The organism is Ignicoccus sp. (assembly GCF_056435145.1).
In genome coordinates this window covers 20,120-34,420 of the sequence record NZ_JBWNMZ010000014.1, presented here as the reverse complement: position 1 = coordinate 34,420, position 14,301 = coordinate 20,120, and the positions used below count along the sequence as shown (strand labels likewise).

Genomic DNA, 14,301 nt, shown 5'->3' with positions numbered 1-14,301 from the left:
GAGCTTGATCTGGGAGCCCGAGGCGAGGGACGGGCCGGCGAGGGCCGGGAAGTTCAAGGTCGGCGTCCACGAGGTCGAGACCCCAGCCCTCTTGGTAGTGGTCGACCCGGACCCCAGGAGGCAGCTAGTTCCTTTGGACGAGATAAGGAGGGCGGGAGCGCAAGTAATAATGACTTCTGCGTTCATAGCTAAGAAGAAGGTAGGCTTGAAGAACTTAAAGGAGCACTTGGGCTGGGACGGCCTCCTCTACACAGACTCCGGCACCTTCCAAGCGTACAGCAGGGGGGCGAGGGTGGACCCAGAGGAGTCGGTGAGGTACCAAATAAGCGCGGGCTCGGACATAATAACTCCCGTGGACGTCTTCAGCCTACCAACTGACAGTAAGGAGGTTGCCAAGGAGAAGGCCGAAGCGAGCTTCCGGAGGTGGCTCTATGCGAGAGAACTGAAGGAAGAAGTGAGCGCCCCCGTCCAAGGGGGGCTCTACCCTGACGTGAGGGCTGCCGCTACGAGGAGGTACGCGGAGGCGGGCGCCAGGCTGTTGGCGGTGGGGGGCATAGTCCCCCTGATGGAAGAGTACAAGTTCAAGGAGCTGGTAGACGTCTTAGTGCCGGTACTCGCCTCCAGGCCCCCCGAGGCCGCGGTACACGCCTTCGGGGCGGGCCACCCGCTGCTCTTCCCCCTCTTGGCCTTCCTGGGCGTGGACGCGTTCGACTCGGCGATGTACGCTATAGCCGCTAGAGAGGGGAGGTACTTAACGCCGTTCGGTACCTTTAGGTTGGAAGAACTTGTAATGATGAGGGAATTTCCGTGCGACTGCCCCGCTTGTTCCTCCCTCTCCCCGCGCGACTTGCTCTCCATGAGCGAGGAGGAGAGAGTCAAGTTCCTAGCCCTCCACAACCTCTACGCTGCAATAAATATGGTAAAGGAAATAAGGGAGAGGATAATCTATGGCAGCTTCCACAAGTGGGCACTCGCCTTCGCCCACACCCACCCGAGGCTCTACGAGGCCTTTGCGGCTGCCTTGAAGAAGTGGAGGGGATACTTCGAGAGGGAGAGAAACGCTCTCCCCAAGTCGCCGGTCCCCGAGGGGTGCGAGCTCTGCGACTCAAGCCCGGAGAAGGACCCGGTAGAAGAAGGGACCTACACCGTCAGTGAGCTCTTCGCCGTTCTCGCAAAAAGGGCCTACGGGAAGGAGCTAACGTTGGAAGAGCCCCTGGAGTCCTTGAAGCCCCCGAGGGTCAGCTTCTCTACTAAGTCTCTGAGGGAGCTGTGTTCGGTAAGGCTCGCCTCGCCCCCCAAGGGAAGGGTCGTGAGGAAAAAAGACTTGAAGGAGGTTAGGTGCGTGCTGAGACCGAACCAAGAGGCGTTGGTCGTCTGGGAGGGCGGGGAGGCGAGGGCGGTCTCCGCGGTCTCCTTCGCTGAGCTATCCTTGGCGTCCGGAGAGGCAGTAGTGCTCCTACTCTCCCCTGAGGGCCTCCACGGGGTCCAGCCTAGAGGCCTTGTAGGCCGGGTAGAGGCCAGCGACCACGGCGGTCAGTAACGAGAAGAGCGCGGCCTCCAAAACCAGCTGAGGGCTCACGTAAGCTTTGGCCGTCTTCAAGAACTCGGCCTGTATGTAGCTCTTCAGTTGAGCTCCTATTACGTTAACGTACTTGTTCACAGCATCCGCCAAGAAATAGCCGATAACCGAACCTATCGCTCCTCCCACCACCCCGAAGGATGAGGCTAAGAATAGGTAGTATACCAATATGTCCCTCGGCGAGTAACCTATCGCCTTCATGACAGCTATCTCAGACCTCCTTTCAAGAACCGTTATCATCATTGTGTTAGCTATGCCAAACCCCGAGGCCACGAAAGCTATCATTGACATCATGAATAAGAACCTCTCGGCGAAGGAGACCGCAGAGAAGTACATGTCTATTAAGCTCAAAGGGGCTGTCGCCTCAGCGCCCATGAGCTTGGCGAGGGGGTTGACCTTCTTTAGTACTTCCTTGGTCTTTGATGGGCTTTCAGTGACCAAATAGAGTATGTTATAGCCTCCAACAATCTTCATCCCCAAGTCTTCAGAAATTATTATCGATCTGTCCGGGTCGAAGCCGAAGAGGCTGGAGCCCAAGCTCCTTAAGGCCCCCACTACTGTCACGTGGTACTTCCTCCCCCCTACTTGAAACTCCACGTCGCCCAATGGGAGCAAGACTTCCTTCGCGACTTGCCAGCCCTCCACGGCCGTCCCGGGAGCCAACGAAAGGCGACCCCAGCGCGCCCTTGCTGAAGGGAATAAGGACAGGAGGACCTTGTTGTTCATACCCACGAAAGTTAGTATCCAAACCTTCCCTGATGTCTTAACCTTGGCTCTAAAGACAGAGGCCCCGAGGACGTCCTTTACTCCCTCTACAGCCTTAAATGTTAAGACGTCCTTCACGGAAAAGGGCTTCTTGCCGGCACTCAAGACTATCACGTTCGCTGCCAGCCCCTTGAACTGCCTCTCCACGTTTACCCTCAAGCCCTCCGCTTGGGAGACGAACGCTATCAGGGCTGCCGCCCCCACGGCCACACTCATGACCACTAGGAATGACCTAATGCCGCCGCTCTTCATGTCTTTTAAGCTCATAAGGAAGAACTCCGCGTACTTCATTCTATTACCACCGCCTTGGACCTTCTCCTCTTGATCAGTAGGAGCGAAATTGCTGCCGCCGCCAGGGCTAGGACCGCCGTCTCCGGTCCCAAGCCCCTAGAGAAGGTCCTCGTGGCCTGCTTAACTACCACGCTCGCTGCGAACACCTTTTCATACTTCTCCCCTTGGAAGACGTAAGACACCTTCAAGGTCACCGGTACTGTCCCGGGCGCCGCGTCCCTCGGAACCTTGAACGGGAAGGCCGCCGGCACGTCCTCCCCGGGGGCTATCCTCGGGAAGAAGATAGTCCTCTGTACGAACCTTATTCCCTCGGCTTCCGCAGTTATTGTGACCCTAACCGCCCCTTGGTCCCCCACGTTGGCCAAGGAGAGGCCCAGCACGCCGGAGGAGCCCGGGAGGACCTCCTCCGGAAAGGTTACCACGTCGTGGACCTTGAACTCTGGACCAGTTACCACGTTTATTTTGTAATTGAACGCCTCGCTGACGTTGCCGTACCTCACCCTAGCAGTCACGGAGTATGTCCCGGGGTAGTTGGGGGAGCAGGGCACTTGGAGCAGAACCCTCTGGCCGGGGTTCAAGACGTCCAAGGCAAAGGAACTCTTGGAGAGCGGTATCCCGGAGGAGTAGACGTAGACCTCGACCCCCTTGGCCGGAACTTCACCGTCGTTGAGGACCTCCAATTTTAAAATTGACCTCCCAGCTTTGAGCACAGAAGTTAACAAGTTCGCTACGACGTGGGGCGAGGGCTTAGGAATGACCTTGAACTTTTTGGTCAGCGAAGCAGAATAGGAGCTCCCCCAAGGGTCTGTGTAACGGGCCTCCAACTTCAAGTTCGCTTCGGTAGCCCTTTCCGGCGGGGTTACCGCGAGCCTTAGGGTAACCTTCCTTCCCGGCGGTATATCACCCAACATGAAGTAGCTGGGCGTAACGTCGGAGCTTTCGGAAGAGGCCGAGAGGGTGACCGACTTCGCGTCGTCTCCCCCAGTGTTGGCGAGCTCGACGTAGACTAAGTTTCCTTTCCCGCCCCTGAGCTTCTCTCCCTTTACAGCTATTACTAAGTTCGGGGGGACGTAATTCCTCACCGGTACCTCGAACTCCTTCTCCAGCTGTGACGGCAAGCAAGTCCCCCCGAGAGGGCCCGAGCAGTAGCTCAAGGACGCCCTCAACTTGACAGCCTTGGTATCCTTGGGAACGAAGAAAGTTGCGTTTACTACTTCGCTGGACCCCGGCGACATGTCCCCCAAGTAGACGTAGCTTGGGTAGAGTAAGTAAGGCGAGGAGAGGCTTAAGCTGGCCCTCTTCGCGTATCCCTTCCCCACGTTCTTCACCTTTATTGCAATTATGTCCTTGCCGACGCTTAAGCTCCTAGTCTCCAGCTCTATAGCCGGAACCGCGACGTTCGGGTTGGGTACCACATCCAGCTTTTCCTTCTTCTTAAAGCTGTATGAGCCCACGGAGATCTCGGCCTTAGCCTCGAGGGACTTGACCTCCCAAGGCACGGCCACGAGGCCCTCCAAGCACTTCCTCTGGGAGGGGGCGAGGGTGCCGACCGTGGTCACTGCAGACCAGTTGCCTACTTCAACCTTCACGACCACGTCCTTTACTTCCCTGCTCCACGCGTTTCGGACACAAACCCTCTCCCGGACGACGTTCCCCTCCACCAAACTCCGGGGCTCGAAGGTAACTGAGAACACCGGATTAAATGACTTTACGTTGAACTTGAAAGTAAATTCCTTGCCGAACATCTTTAACTTCAATAATGCTTGATTGGCCGAGGGAGGTAGGGTCCAAACGAACGTCCCCCCGGAGGACGGCAAGGCCGGCGGGTTTACGGCCCCGAGGCTCGGCTCGAGCTCTACGGTGCCCCTAGCCGGAAGGGGGCAGCTCACCTTCACTTCCACTGTGTTGTCCAGACCGGCCCACAGGTCGGTAGTGTTGAAGCTGACGTTACAGTAGTTCATACTGGTGCTATCGTTCAGCACCAGGTTGCCCGTCCTAGCCACAGCACTTACTATGACGGGGAGGGAGGAGGGCGTGAGGATATAGTTTAGGGTCTTACAGCCCTTTACCTCGAGCTCGAAGGAGCTCGGCTCCACAACGGCGTTGTGCGCCACTAACTTAATTACGAACAGAGTTCTCCTCGGGAAACATATCTTTATCTCTTTACCCAGCTTGAAGAGCACGCCGGAGCTCGGGCGCACTACCATCAAGCCCTTTCCTTCTAACACTGCCTTCCCGTAGATGGCCTTGTAAAAGACCTCGTACTTCCCTGGAGAAGTGGGGGGAACTTCCGCTCTCGTCGTGCTCTCCCCTCCGGGCGGCACCTCCAAGCGGAACGTCGCGAAGAAGGGCCTTGTGAGCGTTACTTCCCCCTCGAACGGGGCGTCGCCGGCGTTGGTGAACTTCAGCGTAACGTTCCCCCCTACCTCGGAGACCTCTACCGGTTCCAAGGTCAGCTTCGGCGATCGGGCGAACAGGGTCAGCGAGCCGGAGGCCGCTCCGAACGCCTTCGTCCTCCCAAAGCCGTAGACCGCGCTGACAGTGTAGCCGATGATCACCACCCCCTTCGCGGGGACGACGTTTAAAGTAACCTCCTTACACTGCTTAGGCCTCAAGTCGCCTACAGAGAAGGTAGAGGGGTTGACGATCGCGTCCTCCGTGGTGAGCTGAAAGGTAGCGTAATGAATCAAGGCGAGCGACGGGTTACAGACCTTGAACTCGGCCCAACCGACGTGACCCACTGTTAAGTTCGCCCGTTCCAGAACTAGGTAGACCGGCGGGAGCGGCGCGGGCTTCTGTTCGGCCGCCCAGATCAGCGCCGTGACCGTCAAGAAGATCAGAGCCCTCTTCAAAGCGAGGCCCGGGACAAGGTCATAGAGGGGGATTAGAGCCTTCGCCAGAGAGTGCGGAGATTTGAGGAGGGCGAGGAGCGAGAGGCTGGCGGAAGAGGTACTCCGCTCCATGGGCTTCGAGGTCGTGAGCGCCAACGCTCCGGTGAAGGTCGGGGATAGGGAAGTGGCCGAGGTTGACTTGTTGGTCAAACCGCCCCTTGGGCCCATAGCGGTCGAGGTGAAATCAGGGAAGGTGGACGTCAGCGCGGTCAGGCAAGCGTACGCCAACGCGAAAGCGATAGGGGCCGAGCCCATGGTCATGGGCTCGGGGTGGGCCAACGAGGAAGCCAAGCTCTTGGCAGACAAATTGGGAGTTAAATACCTCATGTTCGAGGACGTTATGGTGGCCAGCAAGGAGGAGGTCTACGAGATAGTCAAGGGGGCTATAACCGAAGTGTTGGTGAAATTCATAAACTCGTTGTATCCGGACGAAAGCGCGTGTACGTTAGCCGAAGCCGGAAGCTTAGAGGAGGCGGAAAGGGTATTGGGCAAGGAAGGAACAAAGAAACTGTTAAAGAGAATGGGGCGGGCGGGCGGCTTGGAGGCGGTGTTAGCCGTAGCAAAGCTGTCGTGCATCATATGGAGGCTGACGAAGGGGGTGAAAGGTTGACATGCCGGGCGCTCGTGACGCACATAGAGCCTGACGTAGGGGGGACCTCGGTCTACTTGTTGGTCAGCACTAGGGGTCCGTGCTCCGGCCTCCGGGCCCCCAAGGTCTTGAAAGATGCCATAGGTAAAGCTAAAATGTACAGGATCCAGATAATCAAAAAGATAAAGAACGCTCCCAAGGGACTGTCCTACGAAGACGGCTATTTGAGGTTCGTATGTGAAAAGGAGTGTTCGTTCGTGGCGAGGGCTTGGGTGCTCACGGGGGTTCCGATAACCCCTTTCGTTACTGATGTTGACATAGTTGCTAACATAAATAACGTGTTAGCCTTCAACAAAAAGGCGGTCAGCGTAAGGGAGAGGGGAGGGGTGCTCGCCCTCCAACAATTGGGCTCGGCAGTTGCGGTAGACCTACGCACCTTCGACACGTTGTCCAACCTTAAGGCCCTCTTGATCGAGCCCTTGTCCGCGCCGCGCCGGGCCTTCTACGCTTACCTCAGCGACGGGAACCTCTACTTAGTCACTCCAGAGAGGAGGGAGAAAATAGTGATAGCTCGAGACTTGAAGGACGTCATCTCCTTCCCGTACGGCTACTTAGCCTCTATGGTGAGGAAAGACAAGATTGACATAATTTCTAGAAGGGGAGGGGTGTGGTCGGTATTGAAGAGGATAGAGGGGGCGGCCCGGAGGGCGGAGTGGTGCTTAGTGGACTCCACGCCCGCGCTGGCAATATATTACGACAACCGCATATCCTTGGTGACGCTCCGAGAGGAAGTAATAAACATAGCAGTTGAAGGGTGGAAGGCGGCGTCCCTCTCGCCAGACGCGAAGCTATTGCTCTTGTCCACCGGCGACAGCGTGAAGCTGATAGACTTGGACAGCGGAGTGAAGCTCAGAGAGTTTAAGCTGAGGGGGGTCGACTTAATCTCTTGGTCGCCCTACTCCGACTTCGCCGTCATGTGCTCGAGGGAAGCTTGTTGGATATATTCCAACTTAAGCAAGGAAATAGCAACTGTCAGGAAGGTAAGTAACGTACTGTCCGCTTGGTGGAGCCCCTCCACGTACAACTTGTACTTAGCGCGCGGCAACAAACTCGAGATAACGTTCTTCGACCCGCCAGGGGTCAAGGCTGCGCTCCTAATAGCTCAGCGCCCCATTCTTCGAGAAACTTCTCGAGAGCGTACTTGACGTCCGTCACTCCCTCGCCCTCGTAGTTCTTGGCTATCGTTAGGGCCTCCTCCAAGGCTTCTTCTACCTTGCCCTCCTTCACTTTTTCAATTATGTCCTTCTGCAACATTACATACCAATAGAGCCCGAACCTCCTCTTGGGGTCGTCAATGATCTTCTTCAGTTCCCGTTTAAACGCTCTGCCGAATTCATTAATCCTCCTGAAAAACTTGTTGTTCCTCAAGCAGTGTTCTGCGAGCGCGAGCGCTATGTGAGCGGCGACGCCGGAGGCGCCCTCGCTGGTGACAGCTATCCTTATCCCGTCTACCTCCGTCTCGAAGGGGATGTGAACGTCGCTGCGGGAGGCGTACGTGGCGTCGTTTACCAGCTTGCCCATCTCCTCAGCAATTTTAAACAGTCTGTCATTTAGCTCCTTGTCGTTAGTTGCTATCACTACTAAGTCTGCGTCCTCAATAAGCTTCCTTATTTCGTTGTCGTTCCTAAGGTCTGACTTTATTATTTCTACGTTCAAGTAATAGAGGTCTTCGTTGATCTCCTTAGCTACCACCCTCACCCTAGCTCCTGCCCTGGCGAACTTCTGCGCCCTCCTCGTCCCTACTTTGCCACCTCCGAAGACCACCACCGTGAGCTTCGAGGCCTCGACGAACAGCGGGACGCGCATCCTTTCATCGGTAGCGGGCGCGCTCGACCCAAATATAACGTGTGCCCTCGCCCTCCTCAGACTCTTGCCGAACAGAGCGTTAGACACCGACCTTTAAGGGTCCGCTCGGACCAGCTCTCGGGGTCTAGCGTGCAGACCGCAGTCCAACTCCCCAAGCCCAAGCCCTCCGAAGAGGAGCTGGAGCTCTACCTCGCAGAAGCCGCCTTAAGCTACAGATAGCCGCCCGAGGGCCAAAGAAGTTGCTGGACGACAAGACCAGAGTAAAGTTGAGCAAGAAGATGACCTACCTCTTGAGGCACAAAGAGGGATTCGTGGACGCGGAAGGGTGGGCGGAACTGGACGCGCTCGTCCGGGAGCTAAGGAGGTCCTTTCCGTGGGTCTCTAAGGAACACGTCCTCGAGGTTATCTCAAAGGACGACAAAGGGCGCTACGAGGTCAGAGGCAACAAGGTGCGGGCCCGGTACGGCCACACCGTGAAGTACGTGAGGCCCACCTTAGAGGAGTCCGACGAGCCCCTCCTTTTCCACGGCACCTCGTGCGAGGCCGCGAGGGCTATACTCAAAGAGGGCATAAAGCCCATGAAGAGGAACTTCGTCCACCTAACCACGAGCTTGGAAGAGGCGTCAGAGAACGCGAGGAGGAAGGGCAAGTGTATAAAGATCTTGGTCGTGGACGGGGAGTGCCTAAGGAAGAAGGGAATAAAAGTATACAAGGCGGGGAAGCACGTAAGGGTGTGCAGCTACGTCCCGCCGGAGTGCGTGGTGGGAGAGGCTTGAGCTCGTCCCCTACGACTGGATGAAGGACAGGGAGCCCTTCTCCGACCTAAGGGTCGAAGGACCCGTAGTGGTCCGAATGGACGGCGTGAACTTCGGGAAGTACTCCAAGGCGTTGGGAAAGCAAAGGGACGAGAGGGTCCATAGAGCGTTAGTGAGCTCCGCGAAGAAGTTGGTAGAGTACTACTCTTGCGACTCCGCCTACGCCTCCAGCGACGAGGTGAGCGTATACTGCAAGATCCCCCCGTTCGGGGGGAGGGTAGAGAAGTTGGTCTCCGTCTTCTCCTCTTTCTTGGGTTCCCACTTCTCGAGGGAAGTGAGCCCCCTACCCCCGGGGTGGTTCGACGGCCGGGCGGTGTTGGTTGAGGACTGGCGGGCGTACGTGCTGTGGAGGCTCAAAGTAACAGTTTGTAATTATGCCTCCTCGGTGGCAAAGAAGCCGTGTTCGCGGGCCTTGAAGGAGGTCCACCTCCCCCCAGAGGCGTTCGGGACCCTCCTCGAGAGGGTCGAAACGGTAAAGAAAGGCATCAACCCTCTGACGGGGGAAGAGGTCGAGGTGACGAGGAGGGTATTGAAGGAGTTCCGAGGGGAGGAGGTCTTGAAGAGGTTGGAGCTCAATCCTTTCTGAGCACTGCTACGTCGCCCAAGGTGAGTTCCGGAGGACCTTGGAGCTTGGGGGCCTCGCTCTCCTCGTACTCTACCTTTTTGATTAGTTGTATCCCGAGTACCCTCTCCAGCTTCCTCGCGAGCTCTAAGTCAGGCTGCAGGCGGCCCAACTCGATCCTCTTGATTACCGTTTCGTGCTCTCCAACCTTCATCCCCAGCTCCCTCCTGCTCAAGCCCAAGCGCTCCCTAGCGGTCCGGACCCTCTCCGCGTAGTCCTCCACCACCACGTACTCCACGACCTTCTTAGTCTTAGGCTTGGGGGCGGGCTTGCGCTCCTTCTTGGGGAGGGGAGCTACCTTGGCCTTAACTGAGCGGAAGCACGACTCGCAGAGCACCATCTCAGCGCCTTCTATGTAGACCCGATAAGCCTTGCCGTAGATGGGCCTCCCGCACATTTCGCAATATAAGGCGTTGCCCTTCATGATGTCCGAGTCCCTTCTAGGTTACTCCTAAACCTAGATCTTAAGTTTTACTGTCCGCTAATCGTGGCGGCGGCTTTTGACCTCAGCCGTTCATAATACTTCCGATTATATATGCAGCCCGGATCGGGGGCCAGCGGGTCGTTGAAATAACCGTAGGCCCTAGCCCTACAGCCGCCGCATATCTCGCGGTACGGACAAGTCCTACAGAAGCCCCACAAGTTGTTTCTGTCCCTCAGCTTCTGGAACAGCTCGCTGGTCTCCCATATCTCCCTGAAGTCCTTCTCCCTTACGTTGCCTACTGGGACGGGGAGAAAGACGCACGGAGTCACCGTGCCCTCGGGCTCCAAGGCCGCGTAGATCCTCCCAGCGCCGCAACCTCCTACGAACTCCGCCAAGGCGCTTATCACTTTATCCATGTCGAGCTCCTCCGGCTTGCCCACGTACATGTGCGTGGGGGCCACCAACCCCAACCCGGCTTGCAAACAAACCCTCCCGAACTGGGGGGCGGTGCTAACTATCTCCAAATTCCTCCTCTTCATTTCTATTGCAATCTTCTTCAGGAACTCCTCCCTCTCCTCCGGACTTAGGTCTAAGTCTATTATTTCCTTACCCCTTCCTGTGGGCACGAAGTTGAAGAATACTACCCTCTTTATTCCTATCTCTTCAGCTAAGTCCAGTATATCGTGTATCTCGTCTACGTTCATCCTTGTTACAGTAGTCGCCATGGCTACGTTCATCCCTAGTTCAGCGGCGTTTTTCAAGGCCTTCACCGCCCTCTTCCAGCTCCCCGGCACCCCCCTGAACTCGTCGTGCTTCTTTGGGTCCGCCGAATCTACGGAGACTTCTACGTACCTCACTCCGGCTTTCTTGGCCTTCTCGGCCATCCTCTTGTCCGCGAAGAGCCAGCCGTTGGTGGCAACCGCTACGTATATGAACCGGTTGCTCAGCTCCTTGACGACCCTCCAGAAGTGTGGGTGTATAGTGGGCTCGCCGCCGCTCAGAGCGACGGCTGCCACCCCGGCGCGGTCGAGCTGGTCCACCAAGTCCAACTTCTCTTCCAAGGTGAGCTCGTTGGGCAACGGCTCCTCAGCCCTCTGGTAGCAATGTTTGCAACGCAAGTTACACATGTTAGTGAAGTTCCAAACCACCAAGAAGGGCGCTGGAAACTTCTGGGGGACGGAGACTCCGTAGAGGGCCAAGCCCTCCAGCACCAACGCCAGCCCTCTCCTCACCGCGGGGTCCGACAAGGCCGCCTTGACCTCTTCCTCCCTAACATTGAACAGCTTCGTTATACTGGATATTGTGAACTTTATGAAGCTCTTCGTCAAGAGCGTTGAAGGGCATTTTACCTTCTCTCCGGCATACTCGGCCATGGCGAAGAAAGACACCCTCTCGGTGACCCTCCTCCCCCCTATTTCGCAAGTCACCCTCTTGGAGGCCTTGCGCAACAAGGTCCTCGTCAGCGGGTTGTTGAAGGTCACTCGGAGGCCCGTGAGGAACGCTCCCATTCCGGAAGTCATTGAACCACCGCTCTCTAAATCCAAGAAAACGCCAAATAAGCAGGAGGGATAAGGTTTCTTAACGGGAAGGCCTCCTCTCAAAACCTTAAGAGTACTCCTCGCGCAGGACGGGAGTCGAGAACATGTCTTGGGTCTTGCTGAGGCCGGACGCCGTAGCTGTGTGGAAGGACCCGGAAGTTAACAAGAGGCTGAGTTGGTACAAGGACGTCATGCTGAACCGCGCCCAAGCCAAGTTCTTGATAGCGAAGTCCGTGGCCGCCGACGCGAGGCCGGAAGAATTGAGTGAAAGGGAACTTTGGGACTTGCACTCCACGCTGAGGGAGGAGTTCGAAAAGAGGTTGGAAGAAGCCAAGAGGGGAAAGTGGTTTAAGGAAGTAAAGAATAATTTCTTGGATGTCAAGATTGAGCTTGCGAAGAGGCTCTTGGGACCGCCCTGTAGGCTCTGCGAGAGGCGCTGTCCTGTGGACCGGAGGAGCTCGAGGGGGGCCTGCTTGGTGGACCACAAGGCCTACGTCCACTCCGCCTTCCTCCACTTGGGCGAGGAGGCCCCCTTGGTGCCCTCCGGCACCGTCTTCTACGGGGGCTGCCCGTTCAAGTGCGTGTTCTGTCAGAACTGGGACATAAGCCAAGAGCGACCCTCCAACGCTCCTGCGCTCGGGCCGGAGGGCCTGGCTGAGGTCCAAGAGAAGCTCCGGCGCGACGGGGCGAGGAACGTAAACCACGTCGGAGGAGACCCCATCCCTAGCGCCCACGTTATAATTGAGAGTTTAAAGTACTTAAAGGTAAACGTTCCCCAACTGTGGAACAGCAACATGTATATGACTAAAGAATTGTTGGAATTATTGTTAGATATAATAGATATCTGGCTTCCGGACTTCAAGTACTGGGAAGACCGCTGCGCGTGGAGGCTCAGCGGGGTGAAGAGGTATAGGGAGGTAGTTGCCAGAAACATATATGAGGCCGCCCAGAAGGGCGACATGATAATAAGGCATTTAGTCATGCCCAACCACTTGGAGTGTGACACTTTTCCCATACTCGATTGGATAGCTAAAAACATCAAGGACAAGGTATTGGTAAATATAATGGAACAGTACCGTCCCGACTACTTAGTGCTCAAGTTTCCCCAACGTTGGCCCGACGTGGCCAGACCGGTGAGCTCGGAGGAGGTGGAGGCCGCCCGCAAGAGGGCCGACGAGCTCGGGATAGTTTGGAGGCCGGTCAGCTGAGGGAGTTGAGGAACTCAACTATGTGTCTTCTGACGATCTCCTTCTCGCTATCCGTGACCGGCTTGTGACCCATGCCGTCTACCACGACCAAGTGACATACCTTGACCCTTTCGCAGAAACTTAAGCTCTGCTCTAATGGGACCACTTTGTCTTCGGTCCCGTGTATCAAGAGTACGGGAGCAGTGAACTTCATGTTTATTGGACTTAGCTCGACCATAGTCTCCTCGTCCACTTGGGAGGTTATGTCCTTGTATATCTTCGGGAACTTATCTCTTAAGTGGGCCAGCTGCTTCCTCAAGTCCGTCGGCGGGGCGACGGCGACCGCGGGCCTCCCTTTGAAGGCCGAGTGTAAGAGGGCCAAGGCGCCTCCCATGCTGTGGCCCCCGTACATGTCAGCCTCCAGCCCCTTCGTCGCCTCCCACGCCTTCACTAAGACGCTAGGGAGCGTGGGCACTACGACTTCCTCGACTACTTCCTTAAAAGCCGTTACTAGCCACTTTATTCTCGTAGGCGAAGAGCCGTAGCCGTGGAATACTGCTGCCTTCACTCACTGCGCCCGCGGGAGGCTGTCACATACAATAATAACATTTTGCTACGATTGCCCGCGGGACGCGAAGCTTGAGCGTAACCTTAGCGGTGGGGGGCGGAGGGAGGGAGACTGAAGAGTTCATCAAGAATTTTATACTCCCTTTGTTTAAAATAAGGAGCCTGGGGAGCGTCGGCCTCGACGACTTGGAGGACGGGGCCGCCATACCCATAGGGGACAACAAGTACTTGGTAGTTTCGGTCGACAGCTACACAGTCAACCCGCCCTTCTTTCCGGGAGGAGACATAGGCAAGCTCGCCGCCACCGGCTCGCTTAACGACGTGGCGGTGATGGGCGCCGAGCCGAAGGCGCTGATGGACGCAATAATACTCGAAGAGGGGTTCAAGCTGAGTGACTTGAAAGCCGTATTGAAGTCCATGTCGGAAGTCGCAAACTCCCTCAATGTAGCGTTGCTTGGAGGCGACACCAAGGTCATGCCCAAGGGAAGCGTGGACAAGATAGTGATCTCAACAGTGGGGTTAGGCGTTGCCGAAGGCCCCTTGCTGACCTTGGACAGGGGAGAGCCAGGGGACAAGGTATTGGTCACCGGGCCGGTGGGGGACCACGGGGCGACTATACTCGCCCTCCAGTTCGGCCTACAAGTGAAGACGTTGAAGAGCGACGTGAGGCCCGTGTGGCCGGCGGTGAAGGCGTTAAAGGACGTATTGGGGGATGACTTGAAGGCGGCCAAAGACCCGACCAGAGGGGGGCTGGCTATGGCTCTCAACGAGCTCGCCGAGAGGAGCAAGACTACTGTCTACGTCGAGGAGAGCAAGATACCGATGAGGAAGGCTGTCAAGGAGTACGCGGAAATGTTGGGAGTGGAGCCCCTCGCCCTGGCCAGCGAGGGGCAAGCGGTCTTCGTGGTCAAGGGAGAGAGGGCAGAGGAGGCTCTGGAGGTCTTGAGGGAAGCGGGCTTCGAGCAAGCCGCCATAATAGGGGAGCTAAGGGAGGGGAAGCCGGGGTACGTGATATCTCGCACCCCCGTGGGCGGGCTGAGGCTCTTGGAAAAGCCGAGCGGGGAGCTGGTGCCTAGGATTTGTTGAGCGCCTCGAACGCGGGGCTCAGGGCCCGTAACCCGTCATCACTCCTACGGGGAGCTCTCTGCCGGCCAAGCCTCCTCATCG

General features: G+C 56.9%; 13 protein-coding genes. 7 read left to right on the top strand and 6 right to left on the bottom strand.

Going from position 1 to position 14,301, the window contains the following annotated elements; genetic code table 11:
• Positions 1-4 precede the first annotated feature (4 nt).
• Positions 5-1,540 carry a tRNA-ribosyltransferase family protein gene (locus tag AC1HCZ_RS04605; protein WP_479462375.1) on the top strand — a complete coding sequence of 512 codons (1,536 nt, stop codon included), beginning with the start codon at positions 5-7 and terminating at the stop codon, positions 1,538-1,540.
• Here the strand turns inward: AC1HCZ_RS04605 and AC1HCZ_RS04600 are convergent.
• Together AC1HCZ_RS04600 and AC1HCZ_RS04595 are read right to left on the bottom strand one after the other, a co-directional pair.
• Positions 1,457-2,635 carry an ABC transporter permease gene (locus AC1HCZ_RS04600; protein WP_479462374.1) on the bottom strand — a complete coding sequence of 393 codons (1,179 nt, stop codon included), beginning with the start codon at positions 2,633-2,635 and terminating at the stop codon, positions 1,457-1,459. The two genes, AC1HCZ_RS04605 and AC1HCZ_RS04600, sit on opposite strands and share 84 nt — an antisense overlap.
• On the bottom strand, positions 2,632-5,487 hold the full coding sequence (locus AC1HCZ_RS04595) for a COG1361 S-layer family protein (protein ID WP_479462373.1): 2,856 nt from the start codon (positions 5,485-5,487) through the stop codon (positions 2,632-2,634). Before AC1HCZ_RS04595 ends, AC1HCZ_RS04600 begins: the two co-directional genes overlap by 4 nt.
• Before the next feature lie 61 nt (positions 5,488-5,548).
• On the opposite strand from AC1HCZ_RS04595, the gene AC1HCZ_RS04590 reads away from it, so the two are divergent.
• Positions 5,549-6,136, top strand: coding sequence for a restriction endonuclease (locus AC1HCZ_RS04590; protein ID WP_479462372.1), 588 nt, complete (start codon positions 5,549-5,551; stop codon positions 6,134-6,136).
• Positions 6,133-7,320 (top strand): hypothetical protein, encoded by a 1,188-nt coding sequence (locus AC1HCZ_RS04585; protein WP_479462371.1) that lies wholly within the window; start codon positions 6,133-6,135, stop codon positions 7,318-7,320. Before AC1HCZ_RS04590 ends, AC1HCZ_RS04585 begins: the two co-directional genes overlap by 4 nt.
• On the opposite strand, the gene AC1HCZ_RS04580 is transcribed toward AC1HCZ_RS04585, so the two are convergent.
• Positions 7,256-8,068 (bottom strand): precorrin-2 dehydrogenase/sirohydrochlorin ferrochelatase family protein, encoded by an 813-nt coding sequence (locus AC1HCZ_RS04580; RefSeq protein WP_479462370.1) that lies wholly within the window; start codon positions 8,066-8,068, stop codon positions 7,256-7,258. The genes AC1HCZ_RS04585 and AC1HCZ_RS04580 overlap by 65 nt on opposite strands.
• 152 nt (positions 8,069-8,220) lie before the next feature.
• On the opposite strand from AC1HCZ_RS04580, the gene AC1HCZ_RS04575 reads away from it, so the two are divergent.
• Together AC1HCZ_RS04575 and AC1HCZ_RS04570 are read left to right on the top strand one after the other, a co-directional pair.
• Positions 8,221-8,757, top strand: a complete 537-nt coding sequence (locus AC1HCZ_RS04575) for an RNA 2'-phosphotransferase (protein WP_479462369.1) — start codon at positions 8,221-8,223, stop codon at positions 8,755-8,757.
• A gap of 19 nt (positions 8,758-8,776) precedes the next feature.
• Positions 8,777-9,382: a tRNA(His) guanylyltransferase Thg1 family protein gene (locus AC1HCZ_RS04570; RefSeq protein ID WP_479462368.1), complete on the top strand. Its 606-nt coding sequence runs from the start codon at positions 8,777-8,779 to the stop codon at positions 9,380-9,382.
• Here AC1HCZ_RS04570 and AC1HCZ_RS04565 read toward each other — a convergent pair.
• Positions 9,369-9,842: a multiprotein bridging factor aMBF1 gene (locus AC1HCZ_RS04565; protein ID WP_479462367.1), complete on the bottom strand. Its 474-nt coding sequence runs from the start codon at positions 9,840-9,842 to the stop codon at positions 9,369-9,371. The two genes, AC1HCZ_RS04570 and AC1HCZ_RS04565, sit on opposite strands and share 14 nt — an antisense overlap.
• A gap of 47 nt (positions 9,843-9,889) precedes the next feature.
• Positions 9,890-11,362 carry a radical SAM protein gene (locus tag AC1HCZ_RS04560; protein WP_479462366.1) on the bottom strand — a complete coding sequence of 491 codons (1,473 nt, stop codon included), beginning with the start codon at positions 11,360-11,362 and terminating at the stop codon, positions 9,890-9,892.
• Between the two features lie 122 nt (positions 11,363-11,484).
• Here AC1HCZ_RS04560 and AC1HCZ_RS04555 point away from each other — a divergent pair, with 122 nt between their 5' ends.
• Positions 11,485-12,588: a radical SAM protein gene (locus AC1HCZ_RS04555; protein WP_479462365.1), complete on the top strand. Its 1,104-nt coding sequence runs from the start codon at positions 11,485-11,487 to the stop codon at positions 12,586-12,588.
• Here the strand turns inward: AC1HCZ_RS04555 and AC1HCZ_RS04550 are convergent.
• Positions 12,581-13,135, bottom strand: a complete 555-nt coding sequence (locus tag AC1HCZ_RS04550; protein ID WP_479462364.1) for an alpha/beta hydrolase family protein — start codon at positions 13,133-13,135, stop codon at positions 12,581-12,583. The genes AC1HCZ_RS04555 and AC1HCZ_RS04550 overlap by 8 nt on opposite strands.
• 71 nt (positions 13,136-13,206) lie before the next feature.
• On the opposite strand from AC1HCZ_RS04550, the gene hypE reads away from it, so the two are divergent.
• Positions 13,207-14,220, top strand: coding sequence for a hydrogenase expression/formation protein HypE (hypE, locus tag AC1HCZ_RS04545; RefSeq protein ID WP_479462363.1), 1,014 nt, complete (start codon positions 13,207-13,209; stop codon positions 14,218-14,220).
• The last annotated feature ends 81 nt before the right edge of the window (positions 14,221-14,301 follow it).